General features: G+C 55.2%; 22 protein-coding genes. 6 read left to right on the top strand and 16 right to left on the bottom strand.

The window, feature by feature from the left end; genetic code table 11:
- Nucleotides 1-229 precede the first annotated feature (229 nt).
- The gene (locus GGR95_RS13810) at nt 230-676 is read left to right on the top strand and encodes a GNAT family N-acetyltransferase (protein ID WP_184566822.1); all 447 of its coding nucleotides are present in this window, start codon (nt 230-232) and stop codon (nt 674-676) included.
- Nucleotides 677-823: 147 nt separating this feature from the next.
- On the opposite strand, the gene argE is transcribed toward GGR95_RS13810, so the two are convergent.
- The 4 genes from argE to GGR95_RS13790 form a co-directional block, all read right to left on the bottom strand.
- Nucleotides 824-2,017: an acetylornithine deacetylase gene (gene argE, locus GGR95_RS13805; protein WP_184566820.1), complete on the bottom strand. Its 1,194-nt coding sequence runs from the start codon at nt 2,015-2,017 to the stop codon at nt 824-826.
- Nucleotides 2,018-2,021: 4 nt separating this feature from the next.
- Nucleotides 2,022-3,503: a tripartite tricarboxylate transporter permease gene (locus tag GGR95_RS13800; RefSeq protein ID WP_184566818.1), complete on the bottom strand. Its 1,482-nt coding sequence runs from the start codon at nt 3,501-3,503 to the stop codon at nt 2,022-2,024.
- Nucleotides 3,504-3,515: 12 nt separating this feature from the next.
- A complete protein-coding gene (locus GGR95_RS13795) occupies nt 3,516-4,025 on the bottom strand; it encodes a tripartite tricarboxylate transporter TctB family protein (protein WP_184566816.1) in 510 nt (169 codons plus the stop codon).
- 66 nt (nt 4,026-4,091) lie between these two features.
- Entirely contained in the window at nt 4,092-5,069 is a 978-nt protein-coding gene (locus GGR95_RS13790) for a tripartite tricarboxylate transporter substrate binding protein (protein WP_184566814.1), read from the bottom strand.
- Nucleotides 5,070-5,193: 124 nt separating this feature from the next.
- On the opposite strand from GGR95_RS13790, the gene GGR95_RS13785 reads away from it, so the two are divergent.
- The gene (locus GGR95_RS13785; protein ID WP_184566812.1) at nt 5,194-6,105 is read left to right on the top strand and encodes a LysR family transcriptional regulator; all 912 of its coding nucleotides are present in this window, start codon (nt 5,194-5,196) and stop codon (nt 6,103-6,105) included.
- 46 nt (nt 6,106-6,151) lie between these two features.
- Here the strand turns inward: GGR95_RS13785 and GGR95_RS13780 are convergent, their stop codons facing one another.
- Together GGR95_RS13780 and GGR95_RS13775 are read right to left on the bottom strand one after the other, a co-directional pair.
- On the bottom strand, nt 6,152-6,838 hold the full coding sequence (locus tag GGR95_RS13780; protein ID WP_184566810.1) for a 3-oxoacid CoA-transferase subunit B: 687 nt from the start codon (nt 6,836-6,838) through the stop codon (nt 6,152-6,154).
- Nucleotides 6,835-7,542, bottom strand: a complete 708-nt coding sequence (locus tag GGR95_RS13775; protein WP_184566808.1) for a 3-oxoacid CoA-transferase subunit A — start codon at nt 7,540-7,542, stop codon at nt 6,835-6,837. Before GGR95_RS13775 ends, GGR95_RS13780 begins: the two co-directional genes overlap by 4 nt.
- A 308-nt stretch (nt 7,543-7,850) precedes the next feature.
- On the opposite strand from GGR95_RS13775, the gene GGR95_RS13770 reads away from it, so the two are divergent.
- Nucleotides 7,851-10,637, top strand: coding sequence for a bifunctional aconitate hydratase 2/2-methylisocitrate dehydratase (locus GGR95_RS13770; RefSeq protein ID WP_184566806.1), 2,787 nt, complete (start codon nt 7,851-7,853; stop codon nt 10,635-10,637).
- An 84-nt stretch (nt 10,638-10,721) separates the two neighbouring features.
- Here the strand turns inward: GGR95_RS13770 and GGR95_RS13765 are convergent, their stop codons facing one another.
- Nucleotides 10,722-13,217, bottom strand: coding sequence for a cation:proton antiporter (locus GGR95_RS13765; protein WP_184566804.1), 2,496 nt, complete (start codon nt 13,215-13,217; stop codon nt 10,722-10,724).
- Nucleotides 13,218-13,484: 267 nt separating this feature from the next.
- Between GGR95_RS13765 and GGR95_RS13760 the strand changes: the two genes are divergently transcribed.
- Nucleotides 13,485-13,940, top strand: a complete 456-nt coding sequence (locus tag GGR95_RS13760) for a hypothetical protein (RefSeq protein ID WP_246423384.1) — start codon at nt 13,485-13,487, stop codon at nt 13,938-13,940.
- 111 nt (nt 13,941-14,051) lie between these two features.
- Nucleotides 14,052-14,525, top strand: a complete 474-nt coding sequence (locus GGR95_RS13755; protein WP_184566802.1) for a Dps family protein — start codon at nt 14,052-14,054, stop codon at nt 14,523-14,525.
- A gap of 41 nt (nt 14,526-14,566) precedes the next feature.
- On the opposite strand, the gene GGR95_RS13750 is transcribed toward GGR95_RS13755, so the two are convergent.
- The 5 genes from GGR95_RS13750 to GGR95_RS13730 all read right to left on the bottom strand — a co-directional run bounded on the left by GGR95_RS13750 (nt 14,567) and on the right by GGR95_RS13730 (nt 18,671).
- Complete coding sequence (locus GGR95_RS13750; RefSeq protein WP_184566800.1) at nt 14,567-14,812, bottom strand: DUF1289 domain-containing protein; 246 nt, start codon at nt 14,810-14,812, stop codon at nt 14,567-14,569.
- A gap of 81 nt (nt 14,813-14,893) precedes the next feature.
- Nucleotides 14,894-15,673 carry a heme ABC transporter ATP-binding protein gene (locus GGR95_RS13745; protein ID WP_184566798.1) on the bottom strand — a complete coding sequence of 260 codons (780 nt, stop codon included), beginning with the start codon at nt 15,671-15,673 and terminating at the stop codon, nt 14,894-14,896.
- Between the two features lies 1 nt (nt 15,674).
- On the bottom strand, nt 15,675-16,739 hold the full coding sequence (locus GGR95_RS13740) for a FecCD family ABC transporter permease (RefSeq protein ID WP_184566874.1): 1,065 nt from the start codon (nt 16,737-16,739) through the stop codon (nt 15,675-15,677).
- A gap of 4 nt (nt 16,740-16,743) precedes the next feature.
- Nucleotides 16,744-17,628, bottom strand: a complete 885-nt coding sequence (locus GGR95_RS13735; protein ID WP_246423383.1) for a heme/hemin ABC transporter substrate-binding protein — start codon at nt 17,626-17,628, stop codon at nt 16,744-16,746.
- Nucleotides 17,625-18,671 carry a hemin-degrading factor gene (locus tag GGR95_RS13730; RefSeq protein ID WP_184566796.1) on the bottom strand — a complete coding sequence of 349 codons (1,047 nt, stop codon included), beginning with the start codon at nt 18,669-18,671 and terminating at the stop codon, nt 17,625-17,627. Before GGR95_RS13730 ends, GGR95_RS13735 begins: the two co-directional genes overlap by 4 nt.
- Before the next feature lie 219 nt (nt 18,672-18,890).
- On the opposite strand from GGR95_RS13730, the gene GGR95_RS13725 reads away from it, so the two are divergent.
- On the top strand, nt 18,891-20,927 hold the full coding sequence (locus GGR95_RS13725; RefSeq protein WP_246423382.1) for a TonB-dependent receptor domain-containing protein: 2,037 nt from the start codon (nt 18,891-18,893) through the stop codon (nt 20,925-20,927).
- Between the two features lie 77 nt (nt 20,928-21,004).
- On the opposite strand, the gene tal is transcribed toward GGR95_RS13725, so the two are convergent.
- The 4 genes from tal to GGR95_RS13705 form a co-directional block, all read right to left on the bottom strand.
- Nucleotides 21,005-21,946, bottom strand: a complete 942-nt coding sequence (gene tal, locus GGR95_RS13720) for a transaldolase (protein WP_184566794.1) — start codon at nt 21,944-21,946, stop codon at nt 21,005-21,007.
- A 197-nt stretch (nt 21,947-22,143) separates the two neighbouring features.
- On the bottom strand, nt 22,144-22,620 hold the full coding sequence (locus tag GGR95_RS13715; RefSeq protein WP_184566792.1) for an urease accessory protein UreE: 477 nt from the start codon (nt 22,618-22,620) through the stop codon (nt 22,144-22,146).
- Nucleotides 22,621-22,913: 293 nt separating this feature from the next.
- Complete coding sequence (locus GGR95_RS13710) at nt 22,914-23,225, bottom strand: antifreeze protein (protein ID WP_184566791.1); 312 nt, start codon at nt 23,223-23,225, stop codon at nt 22,914-22,916.
- A gap of 42 nt (nt 23,226-23,267) precedes the next feature.
- Nucleotides 23,268-23,765 carry a lysozyme inhibitor LprI family protein gene (locus GGR95_RS13705; RefSeq protein ID WP_246423381.1) on the bottom strand — a complete coding sequence of 166 codons (498 nt, stop codon included), beginning with the start codon at nt 23,763-23,765 and terminating at the stop codon, nt 23,268-23,270.
- Nucleotides 23,766-24,005: the final 240 nt, after the last annotated feature.

The following is a 24,005-nucleotide window of genomic DNA, read 5'->3' as shown; positions in this document are numbered from 1 at the left end:
TATCAGCCCCCCATCGCTCAACACGGCTTCTCCACTTACGCCAAAAACCTTCAACAACTACTTAGGTTGTGAACGGGGTTTTTGGTGGTGTTAAACGGGGCCGCTTTTGCTTGTGCCCAAAAGGAGGGTTTCTGGAACGCTCGGCAAATGATGGCTGTGCGACCAAGTCTCCGTTGCCCAGCCACTCCCATTTGTTATGGTTCTCAAGGAATTTGAAGGAGTCGGGCATTTGAATTTTTTGGTTCGGAGTGGAGATGAATCTGATGCTGTATCAGCCATCAAAGTATTGCGCGCTTCGATCTCAGAGCTATGCAGCCCCGATCACAATGATGACGAACGAGAAATAGCAGGCTGGATTGCGAACAAGACCGAATTGGCGTGGAAATCATGGGTCAACAGAGAAGATGCTGCAGTTTATGTCGCTGAGATTGCAGACGAAATTGTTGGTGTTGGAATGGTGGACCAATGCGGGGAAATCCTGCTTAATTATGTGCGACCTGACGCACGCTTTTCCGGCGTGAGCAAGTCAATTCTCAACGCCTTAGAAGAGTTTGCCCGCAGCCAGCATGTTCATCAGTGTTTTCTGGAAAGCACCGAAACAGCTAAGAATTTCTATGAGAAATGCGGCTATCAGGCTACGAGAAAGGGCAATCTAAACCTCGAAAAGACGCTGTAACCTTGCCGTTTTTTGAATCAAAGAGGGCTCCCAAAAACGACCCATTTTGAACAACCTCAACTGCCCCTCTACAATACAAGGGACAGTTAGGTCAGTTACATAATGCAAAGCCCAGACGCATCTGACCTTTCACAAAAGGTCGGCCCGTTAGCCCCGTGTCATAGCGTCCGACAAGTTTTCCAGAAAATTCAGACACTCCGAAAGCTGTGTCAATTCAACGAATTCATTGGCTTTATGTGCTTGGTCAATAGATCCGGGCCCGATAATGACCGAAGGGATTTTACCCGTGATTTCAAACACGCCCCCTTCTGACCCATAAGACACTTTCCCACCCCACTCGGGCATGAGGTCAGCATAACGCGCGTATCCAGCGCTTTCGCGTGCTTCGCCCATGGGGGGATATGCGAAAATGCGTTCCCATTCGACGCCGCAGCCCTCGGCCCGTTCTGCCATCTCGGCGGAAATCTCGGCATCAATGTCGCTGATAAGCGCTGCCATATCTGCCTCGGGGTCCATGCCGCTGATTGAACGAAGCTCAAACGTAAACTGGCAGGCTTCTGGCGTCACATTGGTTGCGACACCGCCTGTGATCATCGTGGTCAACATTGTTGCTTGTGGCACGCTGAAATCTTCATCCAACGGGCCTTCGATGCCGTAACGCGTTGCGCGCTCTGCAATCTTACCGATGATACGCGATGCGTACTCAATGGCATTGACGTGCGATGGCGCAAAGGAGGAATGGCCCGACGTCCCTTTGACATGGACCCGCATCGCAATCTTGCCCTTTTGCCCCGTGATCAACCGCATGTTTGACGGCTCACCTATGATCGCCAGTTCCGGCGGCACGTCTTGCGCAGCCAGAAACGCCGCAATCGCAGGTGCACCCAGACAACCAACTTCTTCGTCATGCGAGAAACACAGCCACAGGGGGCGCTTCAGCTCCATCTTTGAGAACTGCTCAGCTGCTGTCATCACACAGGCACCGAACCCTTTCATATCGCAGGTGCCACGCCCGTACAGACGGCCCTCGCGCTCATCCATATTGAAAGGCGGCGTGATCCACGTGCCTTCCTCAGCGGGCACGACATCTGTATGCCCTGAGAGAACCACACCCGCCACATCCGCTGGCCCAAACCGCGCAACAAGGTTGGCCTTTTGCCCTGTCTCGTCAGGCAAAATCACCACCTCGCCCCCCAGCGCCTCAAAATGCGCGGCCATATGATCAATAAGCCCAAGGTTGGCATTTTTGGACACAGTGTCAAAACCAATCAGCGCCCGCAGATGCGCTTTGGTGTTCTCCAATGCAGGGTGGCTATCGGTGGCTTTGAGGGGGAGGCTCATTTGATTAGGCCTTTCTGGTTTTGGATTTGGAAATTTCGCGTCGAATGGTCAACCCGACAACAAACACGATCAACACAGCAAAAATCCATGTGATCGGCGAAGACAACAAGACCATCGGATCCCCGCGTGAGATCGCCAACGCGCGGCGCAGGTTTTCCTCGATCATCGGGCCTAGGATAAAGGCGATGAGGAAAGGTGCCGCAGGGATGTTCATCAGGAACATCAAAAATCCGACAACCCCCATGATCAACAAGATGGTCACATCAAACATGCTGGACGAGATGGAATAAATTCCGAACAGACACAGAAGCAAAACAACTGGCGTCAGAAGGGTCTGCGGAATATGCGAGACATAAGAGAACATCCGCATTGTCATTTTACCTGCCCCGAACAGCAACACAGAAGACATCAGCATGCCGATAAACAGCATGTACACTTCGTGAATATTGGTCTGGAACAACAGCGGCCCAGGGGTCAGCCCTTGGATCATAAAGGCCCCCAGCATGACACCGGTGATCACGTCACCCGGTACACCTAGCGCCAAAAGCGGGATCATCGTGGCCCCGCAAGCGCCGTTGTTGGCGGATTCCGACGCTGCGATGCCTTCCAGCTCACCCTTACCAAAATTCTCGCCGTTTTTCGAGCTGCGTTGCGCTTCGCCGTAGGAAAAGAAAGCCGCCGCCGATGGTCCGATACCGGGGATGGCTCCCATGATGACACCGATGCCCGAGCCGCGCAAAATGGATTTGAGCGAGCCCATAAACTCTGCACGGGTGACCTGCTGGTCCCCCAGCTTTGCGGCCACGTCACGGTTTGCCGCCCGAAAGACGATTAGCTTGATCAATTCAGGAAGCGCAAAGAGGCCGATCAACACAGGTGCGACCGACAGGCCCGCCTGCATGTCATCGGTAAATGCAAAGCGGAACGAGCCGTAAAGGTCCTCTCCCGCAGTGGCGAGCAGTAGACCTAAAGAGGCAGATACCACGCCCAACAACAAAGAATTCCCCGACACACCGGCAACGGTAGAAAGTGCAAAAAGCATCAGCATGAAATATTCAGGCGGCCCGACACGCAGCGCCAGAATAGCCAACGGCGCCGCCAGAAAAATCAGCGACAGGTTTGAGATGAAATCGCCCGTCACCGAGGAATAAAGCGCCATGTTAAGCGCTTTGCCTGCCTTACCCTGCTGCGCCAGCGGATACCCGTCCAGTGCTGTACAAGCCGCAGACGCGGTGCCCGGTGTCTTGATCAAGATCGCAGAAACCGACCCGCCGTAGGTCGAGCCTTTGTACAAAGCGACCAGCAGCAAGATGGAAGGCACTGGTGCCATGTAGAAGGTAAAGGGCAGCGCCAGCGTCACCGCCATTGTCCCCGTCATACCGGGGATCGCGCCCACAATCACGCCGCCCCATATGCCGGCAGTCATGATAAGTAGGTTTTGCCATGTGGCAACAGCCTGAAAGGCAGAGAGAATTTCAGTCAACATCATGAGCTCCGATCAGAAGCCAAAGGGTTTGGTCAAAGCGCCCATAGGAAACTGCGTTCCGAGCACGGATGAGAAAAAGCTAATGAGCAACACAGGGCCCAATAATGAAATGGCCAGCGCCAAAATCCAGTGGCGGCGTTCGCCGGCCAGATAGATCGCTGCGCCCGTCAGCAGTGCCGTCGACAGCAAGAAACCGATGTAGGGCACCAGCACAATAAATCCCGCAAAGCACAGCACCACAGCAGCAAAGCGCATCAAATGCGTTTTTGACGAGCCGCCGTCTGTATCAATGGGGTCTTGCGGGGCCACACGCCCTGTCAACGCGCCCACAATCACGACCAGCCCAAGCACAATGCCGGTGATCGAAACGGTGCGGGGCCACATATCAGGCGGCGGTGCAAATCCGGGAATAAACGCCGGGCGTGGTACGTAGGCTGGTATGAGGACAAGAGCAACAAAGGCGAAAAACACGACAATAGCCACTCCGCGCAACAGCGGGCCACGATTTATATTAAAGTTCATCTCTGGTGTCCCCAAAATAAAGGCCGCGACCTCAAGCGGTCGCGGCCCCGTTTTTACAACAAATCTTTATTCAGCAGGGAGGTAGCCGAATTTCTTCGCCAAGCCATTGAACAATTCATACTGTTCTTGGGCATAAGCAGACATGTCGACAGTTCCGACAGTAGAGATAGAGCCTCGGCGGTCAGCCAGTGTCAGCCATGTCTCATCCGTCGCAACCTGACCCAAAACATCCTGCCATTTCGCCAGTACATCTGCGGGCAGATCTTTAGGAGCATAAAGCGCGCTCCAGCCTGTCACTTGACCGGCTTGCTCATAGTCAAGCTCGGCTGCTGTTGGGACGTCGGGCAGTTTTGACATGCGTGCGGGCGCGTAAACCATCAATGCTTTCATGTCACCGCTTTCAACATGCGGCAGCAAGGAACCAGCGGAAACAGCAAGGAAGTCAACGTGACCACCCAACAGTGCCGTCGCCAATGCGCCGCCACCTTTGTAGGGCACCAGCGTTGCTGCTGTGAGGGGGTCAAGGCCCGCATCTGACAACAAAGCCTGTGTAGAGAAACCGTCAATCGCGGTCGCGCCAGACGCCGCATAAGACATCGCGCCGTTGCTGTCTTTGATCGCTGTCAGCAGTTCCTCAACGGTATTGTAAGGCGCATCGCCCTTTACCGCGAGGATCATTGGTGTGGCCTCAAGCGCGGACAGGAACGTATAGGCATCCCAATCTACGGTTGCTTGCGGGTTCACAGCAGGCGTCAACGCCATGCCCACACGTGCGAGCAGCACCGTGTAGCCATCCGCATCGGATTCAACAACCGAACGTGCGCCGTTCATGCCGCCTGCACCCGGTTTGTTGATCACTGTCACTGGCTGGCCCAGAAACGGCTTTGCCGATTCAGCCAAGGCACGGCCAGCAAGGTCAGATGCACCACCCGGACCGTAAGGCACAACCAGTGTAATCGCACGGTCAGGATAGCCGCTGTCGGCAGCGGCTGCACCAGCGGTCATCGTCGCTGCAATAGCGAGGGTCGAGAGAATCTTCTTCATTTTTGGAACCTCATTTTTCTTGGTCCGGAAGACCTGTTGGAATGTGAGGACGGAGAATTCACAGTATTCTATTTCCCGCAACAGAAACCTAAAGTATAACCAAAGTGCATACTGAGGCGACTCCATGATCAAATTTCAAGAAATGAAGGCCTTTGACGCCTATATGCGCCTTGGAGGTGTAAAAAGCGCTGCAAAAGACTGCGGTTTAAGCCAACCCATGATCAGCCGCCTCCTGACTGCGCTTGAGGAGAAAACGGGGTTTGCCTTATTTCTACGCAAACGAAACAAGCTGGTCCCCACACCCGAAGCCTTTCAATTTCACCAAACCGTATCACGTAGCCTTGCCAGCATGCGCGCCATGGCCGAGGAAGCCAGTGCTATTGCCAACAACCAGCGCGGCCATCTTGTCATCGCGGCCCAACCGATATTTTGCGATACGTTTCTCATCAGCGCCCTACAGGAATTCAGGAAAACACACCCGCATGTCAGCGTGCGATTGCTGGATGTCGGGATGAGTGAGATGTTGCGGATGATCAGCGAGCGCAGTTGCGATCTGGCATTTGGCATCACCCTTGACGCCGACCCTTACGGGGCCTCTGTCACGCGGTTGGCGACCTGCGAGGCACGCTGCATCCTGCCGAAAGGGCACCATCTGGATGCACCGGGCGCAATTCCCCTCCCCCGCATCCGAGACGAACCTTTCATTGACCTCTCCGCTGGCAGCCCGCTGAGAACGCGTATCGATTACCTTATGCAGACCATCGAGTTTGAAAGAAACATCGCCGCCGAGTGCCGCACCCTGCACGGTGTCGTCAAACTGGTTGAGGCCGGATTGGGCGTTGCGATTGTGGACCCAGTGGCGCGTTTGCTGTGCAACCCCGACACCGTTGCAGACCACCCGCTCCTGCCGTCAATTCGCTGGGACATTGCACAGTTTGTGCCCAAAGAGCGCCCCCTGAGTGGCATCGGGCACGCCTTTTCCAGCATCATTGCCGCCGAGATCGAAAAGCTCAAATCCGACGGCATCATCTTTTAGCAACACAGGTGATGCGGGTTGCCTCAAACGGCATTGACCCAGCACATCACAGGCTGGGCGTAGTAAGGTCTTTCACCGTGTCGCCAACATGCAAGACAGCCCCCGTCACAGATTGCAGATCATCCATAGAGATCGCCGCCAGTTTCTCGCGCAAGACAAACCGCCCCTCTACAACATCCACAACACAAAGCGATGTATAGACCCGCGTCACACACCCAACGCCAGTCAACGGCATCGTGCAAGCGTCCACTAACTTAGGTGCGCCCTTTTTGGTGACATGATCAGTGATAACCGCAACGCGGCGCGCACCATGTACAAGGTCCATGGCACCGCCCACTGCCGGCACCCCACCGCGCCCCGTTGACCAATTTGCCAGATCCCCATTTTGGGCCACTTGGAAAGCGCCTAAAATGGCCACATCCAAATGCCCGCCGCGGACCATCGCAAAACTATCGGCGTGATGAAAAAACGCCGTTCCCGGCTTGATCGTCACTGCCTTTTTGCCCGCATTGATCAGATCCCAATCCTCTTCCCCCGCCTCGGCGGCTTTGCCAAACCCCAGCACGCCGTTTTCCGTATGAAAAATCGCCTCACGCCCTTCGGGCTGGAACTGCGCAACCATTTCAGGAAAGCCGATGCCAAGATTCACATAAGCCCCGTCTTCAATATCTTGCGCTGCACGCCATGCGATTTGGGCGTTGTTCAACTGGATGTTTTCTAGGTTGATACTCATGGGAAAACCGCCTTTTGCCGGATCAGGACTTCTTCTTGTTGAGGATTTGGCACCTCGACGACTGTCGACACAAAGATACCCGGTGTGATCACTACTTCGGGCTCAATCCCCCCCGTCTCTACAAAGCGCGAGACCTGAGCGATGGTGCGGGTTGCTGCCATCGCCATAACTGGATTGAAATTGCGCGCTGCCATACGGTAGGTCAAATTGCCCATCGGATCACCCAGCTCACCTTTGATCAGGGCATAATCCGCCTTCAGCCATCGTTCTTGCACATAGGTACGCCCGTCAAATTCAGCCGTAGGTTTGCCCTTGGCCAGATCGGTGCCATAGCTGGTCGGCGTATAAAACGCTGGTATCCCTGCCCCACCTGCGCGGATGCGTTCAGCCAAAGTGCCCTGCGGCACCAGTTCCAACTCAATCCCGCCCGCCTGATACAAATCGGTAAATGCCTTTGGATCAGCAGAACGCGGGAACGAGCAGATCAGCTTGTCTACCTGTCCTTGTTCAATCAAAGCAGCCAAACCCACATGGCCGTTACCCGCGTTGTTATTGACCACTGTCAGCCCCTTTGGCCCAGCCAAGATCAACGCATGAATCAATTCGATCGGGGCACCGGAGCCGCCAAAGCCGCCAATCATCACCGTCGCCCCGTCAGGGATATCCGCTACGGCATCCGCTACGCTTGCACTTCTTTTATCCATTCCGTCCCTCCACCTGTGGCCTGCGCCATGTTTGCACATGATTACCGCTATGAGCCACGTAATAATGAGCAGTAACCATCAGCAAGACCCCATCATGTTTTCACGCAACGGCCTTTTCAAAAGCACCCGCGTTGGAGAAAATCATCTGGAAAAAGACAAGCCTCGCGGCTACCAGACCCCGAGCCTATATTGCAATCCGTCACCATTCAGTATACCATTGCATACAACTAAATCACACCAGCGGTAGAAGTCAGTATGCTTCCCCCGCATTTCCAAGCTAAATCCAACTTTATACCGGCAGGATAAACATGAGTTTGTACACAGATTACCTCGACGAAATCGGAACACGTAAAGCACAAGATCTGAGCCCAAAGCCCATCGACGATGGCGCATTGGTAGCCGAGCTTATTTCCCTGATCAAAGACACAGGCAATGCCCACCGTGAAGGCGCATTGAACTTCTTCATTTACAACACCCTGCCCGGTACAACCAGCGCTGCCGTTGTCAAAGCGGCTTTCCTCAAAGAGATCATTCTGGGTTCGCAAACCGTTGCCGAGATCACCCCGACCTTCGCCTTTGAATTACTGTCCCACATGAAAGGCGGCCCTTCCATTGACGCCCTTCTGGAACTGTCTTTGGGCAACGACCAAGCGATTGCACAACAAGCCGCTGAAGTCCTGAAAACACAATTCTTCCTTTATGACGCAGATATGGAGCGCCTTGCAGCGGCCTATAAAGACGGCAACGCCATCGCCAAAGATGTTCTGGAAAGCTATGCCAAGGCCGAATTCTTCACCAAACTTCCCGAGATTGAAGAAGAAATCAAAGTCATCACATACATCGCTGCCGAAGGTGACATCTCAACCGATCTGCTGTCACCGGGCAATCAGGCGCACTCGCGCTCGGACCGTGAACTGCACGGCAAATGCATGATCACCCCTGCGGCACAGGCTGAAATTCAGGAATTGCAAAAGGCACACCCTGATGCGCGTGTGATGCTGATTGCGGAAAAAGGCACCATGGGCGTTGGATCGTCACGGATGTCTGGCGTGAACAACGTTGCACTCTGGACTGGCAAACAGGCCAGCCCCTATGTGCCCTTTGTGAACATCGCCCCCATCGTGGCCGGCACCAACGGCATTTCCCCGATCTTCCTGACCACCGTTGGCGTGACGGGCGGCATCGGCATTGACCTGAAAAACTGGGTTAAAAAGCTGGATGCAGATGGCAAGACAGTAATGGATGCAAACGGCGATCCGGTGCTGGAGCAAACCTATTCCGTTGAAACAGGCAAGGTTCTGACCATCAACACCAAAACCAAAAAACTCTATGAAGGCGATAAAGAACTGGTTGATATCTCCTCCTCTTTGACGCCCCAAAAGGTTGAGTTCATCAAAGCGCGCGGTTCATACGCCGTGGTCTTTGGTAAGAAGCTGCAAACATTTGCTGCCGAAACCCTTGGCCAAGAATTGAAATCTGCCTTTGCCCCCTCCAAAGAAATCTCGCACGAGGGCCAAGGCCTGACCGCTGTTGAGAAAATCTTTAACAAAAACGCACGCGGTGTGTCTCCGGGTGCGGTTTTGCATGCGGGATCAGATGTGCGCGTCATGGTGAACATCGTCGGTTCACAAGACACCACAGGCCTCATGACCTCGCAAGAGCTGGAAGCCATGGCTGCCACGGTCATTTCGCCAACGGTAGACGGCGCGTATCAGTCGGGCTGTCACACCGCCTCTGTTTGGGACCTCAAGGCGCAGGCCAACATCCCCAAGCTGATGAGCTTTATGAACAAATTCGGTTTGATCACTGCGCGTGATCCGAAAGGCGCATACCACGCCATGACGGATGTGATTCACAAAGTGCTGAACGACATCACTGTGGATGATTGGGCCATCATCATCGGCGGCGATTCCCACACTCGTATGTCCAAAGGCGTGGCCTTTGGCGCAGATTCGGGCACTGTGGCGCTGGCGCTGGCAACGGGCGAGGCAACAATGCCGATCCCTGAAAGCGTCAAAGTGACGTTCAAAGGCCAGATGAAAAGCTACATGGATTTCCGTGACGTTGTGCACGCAACCCAAGCACAGATGCTCAAGCAATTCGGCGATAACGTCTTCCAAGGCCGCATCATCGAAGTGCACCTTGGCACCTTGCTGGCGGATCAGGCTTTCACATTTACCGACTGGACAGCCGAGATGAAGGCCAAAGCGTCGATCTGTATTTCAGAAGACGACACGCTGGTTGAATCACTGGAAATCGCCAAGAGCCGCATCCAGATCATGATCGACAAAGGCATGGAGAATGACGCCCAGACCCTGCAAGGCCTAATCGACAAAGCCGATGCACGGATCGCCGAGATCAAATCTGGCAGCAAACCCGCGCTGACACCGGATGACAACGCCAAGTATTTCGCTGAAGTTGTTGTTGATCTGGACATCATCGACGAGCCCATGATCGCGGACCCTGACGTGAACAACGCTGATGTTTCAAAGCGCTATACTCACGACACGATCCGCACCGTTTCCTACTATGGTGGCGACAAGAAAGTGGACTTGGGTTTTGTTGGCTCATGCATGGTTCACAAAGGCGATATGAAGATTGTTGCCCAGATGCTGAAGAACCTTGAAAAAGCGAACGGCAAGGTCGAGTTCAAAGCGCCTTTGGTGGTTGCGGCCCCGACCTACAACATCATTGATGAGTTGAAAGCAGAAGGCGATTGGGAAATCTTGCAGAAGTACTCAGGCTTTGAGTTTGATGACTTTATGCCCAAAGCCACAGCGCGCACCGAGTATGAGAACATTCTCTATCTTGAGCGTCCAGGCTGTAACCTGTGCATGGGCAACCAAGAGAAAGCCGCAAAGGGCGATACCGTTCTGGCGACTTCCACACGTTTGTTCCAAGGCCGCGTAGTAGAAGATACAACCGAGAAGAAAGGCGAATCCCTGCTTGCCTCTACTCCGGTTGTTGTTCTGGCTGCCGTCTTGGGGCGCACGCCAACCATCGAGGAATACAAGACTGCGGTTGAGGGCATTGACCTGACCAAGTTCTCTCCTCCAGTGGAAAAAGTAGCAGGCGCACGTTCCGCCCACTTCTAAGAAAAAAGGGCTTGGACTGTAATGGTCCAAGCCCCTTCTCTACACTACCTGCTTGCACATACGGCCTAGGCCGCCCCCTCCCCTTCACATGATCAATACAGTCGGGTCTATGCCACGCTGCTCGGCGCTGGCACGGATGCTTTGTTGCAAGGTCGGACTGCGCTCTAGCAAGCGGCGGAAACGTTCGGCATCCAGCACCATCAGCGTAGACGGTGCAATGGCCCGCACCTGAGCACGGCGCGCCTTCTTGGTCACAATCGCCATCTGGCCAAACATCTCACCGCCCCCCAGACGCCATGTCTGGCCTGCGCTTTCTAATTCAACAGCACCAGAGGCGATGAAAAACACGCTCTCGGCGGCATCTTCCTTACGCAAAATCCACTTGCCGGAATTGACGTAAAAGGTCTTGAGTGACTTACCCAATTGCTTGAGAGCAGCCTCGTCGAGGTCCACAAACAGCGGGAAACGCCGCACCAATTCGGAACGTTGAATCGCAATATCAAGTGTCGGACGTTGTTCTGTCGCGGCGCGGCGCGCATTCAGGTTTTGCATCAATGAGGTATAGACCTCGGCCCCGATCAGCCCGTCCTCCCGCATATTGGTGTATTCACGTTCCTCAAGCCGCAGCGCGGTACGGCGGATGAAACGGCGCTCCAGTTCTTCTGCATATCCGGGGTATTGCAGGCGCAGACCTTCCAGCGCGGTCTCCATCGTCTCAACGCGCCGCGCCAACAGTTCATGCAGCAGGTCAGCCACGCGGCGCCCGTGAATACGGCGAATACGCCCGTCAATGAACGCCCCCAAATCACGTAGGATCAGCCGTTGTGACAGCAGTAATTCAAAACGGTCGGCGGTCATACGCGCCAGAAGCCCTGACAGGTTCAAACGCCGCTGCAGGGCCACCCCCACTTGAAAGCCACGTCCATAACCTACACTGCGCCGTGCCGCGCGTTGGTAGCCGTTACGCCCGCCAGAGCGCGCCCCCTCGATCAAGCGGTCGGCATCTGACAGCACCTGCTCCGCCATACGCTGTGAAATCGTCCGTTCGCGCATCCGCACCAACACGGTGTCGCGTTCATGGCCCGCCAGCGCGATCAGCCCCAGCGTAATGCGGTCACGGTCCAGAATTTCTGCACCGTCTTCCGCCGCTCCAACGGTTTCTTCCAGACGCTCCCCAAAACCCTTTGCTTCGGAGCGCACGATTTCGCGGGTCAGATCGTAGTTTTCAGTGACGCGCGACACATCTTCACGCACGGTTTGCAGCGCAACCGCCACCACCTGCCGCGACAGCGCCTCGTCGATCGGCGACAGGCGATCAAGGCCCAACCAGCCAATGACACTGCGCAGTGTTGTCCCCTGCACAAGCAGCGTGAACAATGTGAACCCCGTGGCCAGAATACCAACCACCCTTTTAATCTCAATAGGCACAAGCAGGCTCTCGGTGACCGCCAGCGCCAGCGCCAGCGTAACCGCCCCACGCAGGCCGCCCCACAAAATCGCAGCGCGGTATGGCCGCTCAACCGCAGGGGACAGCCGCAGGCGCGTCAGCAAGGGCAACAGCCCGAACAAGATCAGCGCACGCGCCACCACAGCCGCGCAGATCACCACACCGATCAGGGCAAAATCCGTCGGGCGCACAGCCTCCAGCAGGCGCGGGATCAGCAGGGCGGCAAGAATAAAGATCAACGCCCCTGCCCAATGCGCCAAAAGGTTCCACACCTCGTTGAGGTTGGTCCATGTCAGCGGCGACAGGCGGCGCGGGCCTGTTAGATTCATCGTCAGGCCCGCCGTCACAACCGCGATCACACCAGAGGCTCCCACGATCTGCTCAGCACCGATATAGGCCAGATACGGCAGCGCCACCGATACGGAAATCTGTGCGCGTTCATGACGGCCAAAACCCGCCATGACCCAAACCGCAAGCCGCGCAGCAAACCACCCCGTTACGGCACCGCCAAAGATCAATTTCGGGAATTGGCCTAATGCATCAGTTAGCGTGGGGTCTGGCACTCCCAGCATCACAAACCCCATGAACAAACCAAACAGCGCAATCGCCGCCGCATCGTTCAACAGGCTTTCCCCCTCAATAATCCGCGCCAGACGGCGCGGCGCAGAAATGGACCGAAAGATCGACACAACCGCTGACGGGTCTGTTGTTGAAACGATCGCACCGATGAGAAGGCAAGCCGCAAGCGGCAACCCGCTGGCCCATGCCAGCGCATACCCCACGCCCAGCGTTGCAACGACCACAGCAACCACAGCCAGCACAAGGATCGGCACCCAATCATCCAGCATCCGCCGCAGATTCATCCCCAGCGTCGCCTGAAACAACAATGTCGGCAGGAACACATACAAAAACACATTAGAGCGGATCGGCAGGCCCAAAATGGCCTCGGCCACAGGATTTAGCGCATCCGTCAAATCCGTTCGCAGGAAAAATATCGCACCGCCGCCAATCAGAATGCCCAAAACAGCCAGAATAACGCTGTACGGCAGGCGCAATCGTTCGGCAATCGGCTCTGCAATTGCGATGACAAGGAAGAGTGAGGCAATAACCCCGGTGATTAAAATAATGCTCATGTGGATGATTTAACAGAGTTTAGATTAAGAGGGAATCAAGCTCGTTCATCCCATGAGGGATTTTTTGTACAAATATCGACCAATCTGCACTGCCCAGGCCAATCCGGCCTAAACGCCCGATAAATTGGCGACCTCCCCTGCTGTGAAATGCCCGGTCCGCCGCAATTTCCCCCCCAAAAAAAAGCAGTCAAAACTTCCCCCTTTTTTTACGCGCACGAATACCTTACATATAAAGTCAGAATTAAACGAAACACCCTACCTCGGTGCATGGAATATCTTGATATGCTGCGTCACATTGAAGTGCCTTATACATCACAGGCCCACCTGCCTGCCGGGTTAAATCCCCAGAGGATCAGTGACAGGTCACGGGACCTTCTGAACCATTTACGCCTGTCGGCGATGGGCTGCCGTGTTGCGGCGCGTACCGATTTATTTGAGGCCTGCGCGCTACTTACACTTGAGGGTGAAGACGCCAAACGCACCTTTGTTGCGACTTTGGTAAAGTGTCTTCCAGATGCTGTGAACAAGCCGATCAAGTGGTTTCAACCGGGCGCCAGTGAATTGTCTTTTGACGAGGCATGGGTCATGCGCTGCCTTGCCTCGATCGAGGACAATGACACCAGCAGTCTGGCATTTTTGCTGAGGTCACGCATCGCAGCACCAGACCGCAGATACATCGGCTATTTGCTCGGGCGGATATCCGAGCAATTTCCTCAAGTTTAGAATTATTCTAAAAGGCCTTGGCAAATCAAAATTCGTCGCTATGTTTAGAAACACAGCGAGCCAGCATCACGCCAGCCAGCTAAATCCCAATTTAGATTCTGAGGTGTATCGATGACACAAACAGCTTCCGCGTTGACCACCGACGCAAAAACCGCAATTGCCGATGCGCTGAACCAATCCGTTGCGGAAACAGCCGTCACAACAATGCTTGCGCAAAATTTCCACTGGAATGTTAAGGGCATGGCCTTCGGCCCCCTGCACGACCTGTTCCAGAAAATCTACGAAGATCACTTTATCGCCCAAGACGATTTGGCCGAACGTGTTCGCATGTTAGACGTTCACGCCGAAGGCACTTTGTCCGGTATGCTCAAACGCTCTAAGGTTGCCGAATATGAAGGCACTGCCAGCGACGTTGAAATGATCCGCATGATGAAAGAGGCCCAAGAAACACTGGCAGCCACGCTGGCTGGTTGTGGTGAATTGGCAGCCGAACACGGCGATACGCTGACCGAAGATCTGTGCATTGCACGCGGCACTGTGCATGAGAAATTTGCTTGGTTCCTGCGTTCACACCTCGCGGGTTAAACCCTGCTCAGATAGCACGCTAAGAATACGGAACATCGCGGTCAGAGAACAGTCTCGGCCGCGATTTTCTTTTTCAGCAGCATTTTGCGGTATTTGATTTCCCAATGGCTGTACTTCCCCATCCGCTCTTGCTGCGCAGTCAACATCTCAACAAACCCCTTGCGCTGCGCGTCCTTCTTGATGGATTTGAACAGAGATTTTTGTGCTTTGGTCATTGAGCACCCGATACAGTGACCTTCGCGTCTAAATTTGCATACGTCGATGCAGGGGCTGGGAATCTTGGACATGGGGAACCTACTCAGGGTGTTTCACGTCCCCTTATCAAACCTTCCCCCTTTAAAGCGAGTAAAATTCGCACCGCGCCGGCGCTAAACCTGCGCCATATGCGGCAGAATGAACGGCACGCCTGCCGCAGGCAGTACATTGGTCTGTAAATCGCAATTATAAGCCCGCGACAGGATGTCATCCGTCAGCACCTGCGCAGGTGCATCATTGGCAATCAAACGCCCACCAGACATCATCATAACGCGGTCCGCATACATGGCTGTCAGGTTGAGATCATGCATCACCGTGATCACGCCGCCCCCCGCCTGCGCAAAGTCGCGCATGATTTGCATCACTTGCAATTGGTGCCCGATGTCCAACGCCGAGACAGGCTCATCCAAGAACAGCCAGCGCGGCATGCCATCCACCACAGGGAACCACACCTGCGCCAGCACCCGCGCCAATTGCACGCGCTGTTGTTCGCCACCCGACAGGTCCTGAAGGAAGCGGTTGGCATAATCCTGTAGACCCACGCGGGCCAACGCGGCCATCGCTATTGGTTCAAACCCACCCGAGCTGCCGTTTTGCTGCCCCATGCGCACCACTTCGATCACAGTAAAGGGAAAGGCCAATGTGCTGGCTTGTGGCAGGACTGCGCGACGTGACGCCAGTTCCCACGCGGGCATTTTGGCGATGTTTGCCCCTTCCAGTGACACCACGCCCTTATGCGCAACATCTCCTGTAACAGCCCGCAGCAGCGTCGTTTTACCCGATCCGTTCGGCCCGACAATAGCGGTCACTTGTCCCGCCTGCGCTTCAAACGCCACATGATCCAAAATCAGGCGTTTGCCCAGCGTCACAGAAATATCAACAGCTTTGATCATATCACATATCCACCATGCCGCGTTTACGCAGCAGTATCCACAAGAACACAGGCGCACCCAACACGGCAGTTACAATCCCGATGGGCAGTTCGGCAGGCGCGATCACCACGCGGCTGATCATATCTGCCACCAGCAGTAAAATAGCGCCCAACAGCGCCGAATTGATTAGTAAGGTGCGGTGATCCGGCCCCGTCCACAGGCGTAGCAGATGCGGCACAACGATCCCGATAAACCCGATGCCCCCAGATACAGCCACCGCCGCCCCCGTCGCGGCGGCGACAGTCAAAATGGCGATGTTTTTCATCCGTTGTACTGGAATACCGATGTGATGGGCTGTGGCCTCCCCCATCGCCAGCCCGTTCAAACCGCGCCCCAAAGTGGTGGCAACGCCAACCGCCAGTAAAATCAAAGGCCCCGCGATCATCACCTTGGCCCAACTGGCCCCCGCCAATGATCCGAGGCCCCAAAAGGTCAGGTCTCGCAATTGACGATCATCCGCAGCATAAACCAACAGACCCGATGCCGCACCAGACAGCGCGCCCAATGCGATCCCCGCCAGCAGCATCGTCGCCACGGACGTGCGCCCGCCCCGTGTCGCCACACGGTAGAGCAACATTGTTGAGCACCATCCGCCCAAAAACGCAGCAACAGGCACCAGATAAGGCCCCGTGATTGCCGCCACAGATGCAGGCAGCAGACCGCCCAGAACAATCGCACTGATTGCGCCCAATCCCGCGCCCGCGCTCACCCCGACAAGGCCCGGATCGGCAAGCGGATTGCGAAACAACCCCTGCATGACCGCCCCTGATACCGCAAGCGACGCGCCGACCAAGATACCCAACACCAGACGCGGCGCACGGATATCCCATAACACAACCTCTTCGGTCTGAGTCAACGTCTGCCCCTGCGCCACTTTCATCAAAGCAGCCCAAAGCGACGTACCAGAAGCACCAATGGCCAAACTGGCCACCGACACAAGAACCAGCAATACCGCCAGCCACAGATGCGCCATACGGGCCAGTTGCATCCGGTCCATCACGCGGGGAGCCTCGCTCAGAGCCGTCATCAGATCACCCGCCGTATAGGGCTGCGTGCAGGTCAAGTGCCGCTTGTGCCGTACGCGGGCCAAACCCCAGTAGATACGCGCCATCCATACGTATAATCGCGCCTGTTTGTGCGGCTGCTGTGGGCATAAACGCAGGCATTGCGCGAATGGCCTCATCATCAATTGCGTGATCGCCTGTACGGTCCATCATCAGGATCACATCAGGGGCCGCAGCCAAAATCGCTTCATCTGTCAGGGGTTTATAGCCCTCAAACGCCGTGATCGCATTGATGCCCCCCGCCATGGTGATGATCCCGTCCGCTGCCGTGTGCGTACCAGAAGCCAGCACCCGCCCGCCTTGGGTAGAGAGCACAAACAGCACCTTCTTGCGCTCGGTCACGCCGTTCAACTTGTCAGCCGCCTGCGCAAACTGCTGGTTGATCTGATCGCCCAGCGCCTGTGCAGCCTGCTGTTGCCCCAAGGCCTCGCCCACGGCCAGCACTTTGGCCACGACTCCTTGGGCCGTATAGGCTTCGGGAATGGTGACAAAGGGGATCGACGCTGCCTGCAACGCGGCAACTGTCTCGGGCGGGCCTGCGCCCTCTTCCGACAAGATCAGCTCTGGCGCGACAGAGAGCACGCCTTCAGCGGAAAGCGCACGGATATAGCCCACATCCGGTAATTTGATTGCGGCCTCGGGGAACACCGACGTCGTATCACGCGCAATCAAGCGGTGTTGCTGGTTCAACGCATAGACGATTTCTGTCACCGAGCCACCGATGGACAAAATACGTGTCGCATCAGAGGATTGCGCCGAAACGGGCCCAGCACAAAGCGCCGCGATCCCGACACATGCTGCCGAAAGGGCCAAGCGCAATTGCGTTGCCGCTGAAAGACTACTGCGCATCATGCTGGCACCTGCTCTTCCAGACCCTCAAGCGCATCTACAATCTCTTTCCACGCGGGCCGATTATCGCGGCCCTCTTTACCCAATCCGAAGGTCTGGAAAATCAGCCCGCCGTTTTTATCAAAAGCCTCCACCGAGACAGCCATGCCGCGCTGGGTGGGTTTTTCAACGGCCCAGACTTCGGCAATGTGATCCAGCCGCAAATGTAGATTGAATTTCGGGTCCAGCACGTTTTGCCACGGCCCCATAGCGCGTAGTGTTTTGATCGGGCCATTGTGAATCTGGATGCACCCCCTGTTGCCGACAAAAAACATGATCTCGGTGCCGCGTTCTTGTACAAGATGAAGCATCTGATCCACGGCCTGTGGTGCCAGCGCCCGCACAAAAGGCGCACCTGCAATGCGGTAAGCGCCCAAACGGTTCATCTTGAGCTTGGAACACAGGCGCAAAAACTGATGTGTATCCGTCAGCCGCGCCCATTCCTTGCGCAAGATATCCAGCTTGAGTGGATCGGATTTGGCCGCCTCGGCAGGCTGGCGCGGGCTGACCTCTATCACCTGACTTTGGCTTTCCAGCGTCAACTTTTCCTTGATCCCCGCCCAGGCATCAACCAATGATGCCTCGCGCAGGAATATTTTGTGCACCGCATCCCCTGCCGCATCAAACACTTGCAAGGACCGCCGCACGCCCTCATCCGTTGGCGTTTCAACCGCAAAGGCGTGCTGCCAGTGGGAGGCAAAAATGCGCAGATCAATGTCTTCGGCTAACACCATGGATGCGTGCTGGCCTGAATGATAGTTTTCATAAACGCCGACCTTTTCGTGTACACAGGACGCCACGCGTGTCAGCGCCATCACCTCACCCAACTCTTGCGCAGCCGCCATGATCTGGTCTGGATGTGCGTCAATGCGTGTCACGCCCTGCCCTGTATAAGCCGCAAGCAAGGCTGCTTCGCTCAACCCGTTCTGCTCGGTAAAGTCACGCGCACGCAGATTCGGGCTTTTGTCGCGCAGATCGCGAATCTCGATTGGGGTCAGGTGGGTCATTGTAATTCCTCGGTCCAGTTGGCTTCGATCAGGCAAAACACTGGCTGGCACGCGGAACGGCTGGCTCGGATACGGCGATGCGCATCATTCTTGACAGATTTAGTCGGCTTTACTATGACCTGCAATAGGGTGATCGAAACATCATCACAATTTTTCCAATTCAACGACACGCCAGCCCCGAGCAAGCACCGTCGATAGACCTGCTTACAAGGGAATCAAATGTCTTATCCATCACGGCGCGCAGCATTGCGCATGACTACTGCCTGCACTGTAATACTGGGGCTGACTGCCGCCGCATCCGCCCAAGAGGCGGGCGTTGATCTGGGGCAGATCACCTTGGGCGAAAGCAAACGTGAGGTGCAAACCAACACTGCCACGGCTGTCACGCTGATTGACCAAGACGAAATTGATGACCGCCAACCGGGCACCATCGCCGAGCTGATTGACACCGTACCGGGTGTCAGCCTTGTAAACGGGTCTACCCCGCAAGGGTCAGGGATCAACATCCGTGGCTATGGCGCAAACTCTACCTACGGCACAGACCAAAAGGTAGCTGTGGTTGTTGACGGGGCATCTGTTGGCGCAGAAGAAATCTACCGCCTTGGCACGCAATTGTTCACCGATCCCTTTTTGTATAAGTCCGCCGAAGTTATTCGCGGCACTGTAGGCAGCTTTGAATACGGCTCAGGCATTATCGGTGGTGTGGTCAAACTTGAGACAAAGGACGCGTCAGACTTCACCAATGGGGAAATCGGCTTTGTTGGCACACAAACGCTGGAATTCTCCAGCAACGGTGGCGGCATCACTAGCTCCACCAACCTTGCTTGGAAGGTATCCGACGATTTTGAGGCGATGTTGAACTACACATGGCGTGATCAGGATTTACAGCAAAGCGGCAACGGCACGGAGATCGGCAACAGCGCGTTCACCCTGCCCTCCTATCTGGTCAAAGGCCGCTATACGTTTGGACAAAACCGCGACCAATCCATTGCGCTGTCCTATACCGTCAGCAACACAGACGAATCCGATGTGCCTTATGATACGTTTGTGACCAGCGGCGGGATGTTTGGCAATGTGGACCGCACCGTGAATTCACGCACGGCTGCACTGGTTTATGCCTATAACCCCGCCAATGACCTTATTGATCTGAACGTCACCCTGTCTTACGCTGATCAGGAAATCACGCAGGAATATATTGCAGGTACTTCAACCTGTGACGATCCTAGCAACCCATGCCGGTTTCAGGATGGTTTCCCTGCGGGTGGCTTTGGCACTGTGAATGCCGATCACCGCTATGAAACGACCAAGTTGACAGCGAAAAACACCGCGCTGTTTGATACTGGCCTGATCAACCATGAATTGCGCACAGGTTTTGAACTGATCAACAAAAAACGCCTGAATGCTAATTCCGCTTATGGGGGCACAGACAAACGCGTGGCGCTGTATGCAATAGACACAATGGACATCGGTTCTTGGACTGTCACCCCTGCCCTGCGCTATGAGCACTCGCAAATTGATGGGTCAACCGCGCCTTATGATGGCAACTACAGCAATGACGCGCTGATGGGTGGGCTGTCTTTACGCTATGCCTTTAACAACGGCTTCGCCGTGTTCGGGAGTGCCGCCTATACTGAAAACCTGCCGATCATTGATGACCTGAACAATGACATCTACATGTCCCAATCCGAGAAATCCCGCACCTTTGAATTTGGCGCGTCTTATGCCGCAAGCGATGTTTTCTCATCAGGTGATAGCTTCTCAGTCAAGGCCAACCTCTATCAAACCGCCCTTTGGGACGTAACATCCTACTCTGCAAGAAGCTCAACCTCGATCGACAAGATTGAGACCAAAGGTCTGGAACTGGAGGCCTCCTATGCAATGGACAGTGGGCTTTATGTGGATTTGAACGCAAACATCGTGCGCGCTGAAGAATACGGCTCTGAGAACACATTGGATGATTGGCGCGGAGCGCCTGCTGATACGTTGCAACTGACCTTGGGCAAAAAGTTCGGCGAAGAGCTGGACCTGAGCTGGGAAATGCAGGGCAGCAAACGGTATGAGGGCACAGATGCAGTTGTGGCGGGTTCTGTCGTGCATAACCTGCGGGCAACCTACAAGCCGTCCCAAGGTGTGTTGCGCAATTCGCAAATCCGGTTCGGGATCGAAAATGCATTCGACAAAGAATACACGCCACGCCTGTCCACACGCGCAGCCCCCGGCCGCAACTTTAAGGTCAGCATCGCGACGACGTTCTAAGCGTCGCAATAGCATAAAAAATGCCGTTCCGGAGGTTTCCGGAACGGCATATCAGATTAGTACACTTGATCAGCGCATTACATGCGTGCTGCGATCACCTTGATCAGTTTCTGGTGATCAGCATCAAAGTTGCGAATGCCTTCGGCCAGTTTCTCAGTCGCCATCGCATCGGCATTCATTTCCCAACGGAACTTGGCTTCATCCATCGAAATCGCCGCAACGCCGCCGGCGTTTTCAGGCGACAGAACACGCTTCAATTCGCTAGGATCATTGCCCATTTCATCCAACAGGCTTGGCGCGATTGTCAGGTTGTCACAACCCGCCAGCGCCTTGATCTGGTCACTGCTGCGGAAGGACGCGCCCATGACAACGGTCTTGATGCCGTTGGATTTGTAATAGTCATAGATCGCACGGACAGATTTCACACCCGGATCTTCATCTGGCGCATAGTGGTCACGGCCTTCGGCCTTTTTGTACCAATCCGTGATACGGCCCACAAAAGGCGAGATCAGGAATGATTTTGCATCTGCGCAAGCCACTGCTTGGGCCATAGAAAACAGCAGCGTCAGGTTACAATCAATCCCCTCGTTTTGCAGGATTTCCGCAGCGCGGATGCCTTCCCAAGTGGAGGCGAGTTTGATCAGGATTTTGTCTTTGCCGACGCCGCGCTTGTCGTATTCCGCCACGATGGCGCGGGCGCGGGCAACGGATGCCTTTGTGTCAAACGACAGGCAGGCGTCTACTTCGGTAGAGACACGTCCCGGTACCAGCGCGGCCAGTTCTGCGCCCATGGCCACAGTCAAGACTTCGGTCACTTGTTCCGCGTTCAGGCCAGCGGCTTTGCCTGCCTCGATCTCTTTCACGACCAACGCCTCAGAGGCGGGATCAGTCAGCGCCTTGAGAACCAAGGAGGGGTTGGTGGTGCAATCCACCGGCTGATAGGTTTTCACCGCAGCAACTTCGCCAGTATCGGCGACAACTGTTGTCATGGTGCGCAGTTGATCCAACACATTTGTCATATCGTGGTTCCTTGTTTGCTCACTAGGGCGTGGCGCAGCGTATGAACCGCAGCACCATCAATGGGTCTACCGCCCGTCTACCCCAGATTTAGCGCCAAATCCATCCATGACTATGCGCTGATATCCGAACAGCGCAAGCTAAGCTGGTGCAGCTGTCCCTTGGCTCAGCCCAGATGCCTCCCCCGCCACATCCCCGATCAATGTGCGTGATCATGCTTACGGGGGATTTCGCCGTGTACGTGATTGCAAGTACGGCCAAATGCCCCGCCTTCAGGCGTAAACTGCCGACGCACCACAGTCACAGTCGCCCCTAGATGCTCCAACATGTGCTTAATCACCGGATCACTCTGGATCAGCAGGTAATCCGCTTCAATCTGACAGGCTGTATGGCGGTTACCCATGTGCCACGCCAATTGCACAAGATTATCGCCTGCGATCTGCAACAGGTCTTCATCCGCGGCTATGATCTCGATCAATTGACCGTCAGCCGCCTCAAGCGCATCCCCGTGATTGAGGGAAGTCGCCTTGGGCAGATCAACCAGCACACTTTGCCCCTCACGGGTTGTTATCACCTCGCGCCAGATGAAACGCGCATCATACGCCAGTTCACAACTGGCAACAGCGGTCTTCCATGTACCTGCAAGGCGGGTTGTTCGGGTCAGGTGGTCGGGCATATCAGGGTCTCATTCGTTAGAGTCGGAGTGGCTTTAGAACAGAAAATAGCGTTGCTCAACGGGCCACATTTCCGCGAAATCACAAGTCGAAAATGGGCCATTAGTGCGCGCGCTTTTCACCGCAATCGCTTGCTTGGCCAAGCCCGCGATGCCGCGAGCCCATCCGCCTGTCCCAAGTCCGTTTTGTAGACGCCCGAATGGTCAGCCCCATATCACCAAGGCGGATGCGGCCCCCCGTGGGTGGCCCATACATATAAGTATATTGCACAAGTGCGATTTGACCAGCATTTAGGTTAGCTTGTTTTGAGGCCGCGTTTACCAAGGCGTTTGGCATTGGCGCGGGTTTTCTGGCGATAAGGTTTTAAGGCTGCGGCGGTAATCTGATCAGGTGTACCGCCGCGCAACATCAAGGCCGTTGCGTCCGCGCTGGCGCGTGTCATGGCCTGAAGCTTCTCGGCCACCATGGTTTCATCCTCCCCCTTGGGCACAGACCAGAGCCCCGCCATGCCCATCATGCGCATCCCAATCACCGACTGAGCCTCGACCATGATATGGGCCATCTGGACGGCATTGTTAAAATAACCAAAAGGATCAGGCGTTTTCATTGGGGTGCTCTTTGTATGATTGTACTGGCTCTACGGATTGGCTCAGTAAGCATTAAATTCAAGCAGCATGCGCGTGCGCTCCGCTGTAAGTTCGCTCAGGCAAGTGGTGCGGATCAAAGGCTGTAGCGAACCGCCCTCAAACGGGCTGGCATGGACCTCACATGCCGCATCACGGTAGCTGAGCCATGCCCGCTGAGCATCCAGCAGTGCATCACCTTCTCCAATCGCATCGGCAAAGGATTTGGCAGATTTCCACGCCGAATTCAGTGCGGCATCTGCAACTTCATAGTCTTTCTGGGCGCAAGCATTCATCAGCTGTTGCTGCTGTGGCTCAATACACTCTGCAGCGCTTTGCGCCTGTGCCGCACCGCCAAAAAATGGCGCAAACATCAGTGCCGCGCAGAGCGCCAGCGGCCCCATCACCTTGTTGCTGAACCCGAAAACATGACGTTTCCCGCCTTGCGGCACGACCTGCACACCTTCATGGGCCAGCGCAGGGCCAGCCACAGCAACAGTGGTGAGGTAAGGCAGATATTTCATCTGGTTTCCTTTGAGTTATCGGATCAGGCTGTAAACAGTGATCGGTTTTGTAGCATCGCGGAAAGGCGCTTTCACCTGCATATCATGGATCATCTCGGGTTGTTGCAGTTTGACGCGCTATGCCAGTGGCAAAAATTTCAGCCTCATTGGAGGCTACTTGCCCCAGTTCCCCGTCAGACAAAAGGGGCGGCACCGACTTTTCGCACAAAAACCAACCATTCAGGACATAGGCGATTAAAA

The sequence above is a fragment of the Sulfitobacter undariae genome, from assembly GCF_014196805.1.
Lineage (GTDB): Bacteria > Pseudomonadota > Alphaproteobacteria > Rhodobacterales > Rhodobacteraceae > Sulfitobacter > Sulfitobacter undariae.
The sequence above is the reverse complement of the archived record's forward strand: the minus strand, read 5'-3'. Positions and strand labels throughout refer to the sequence as shown.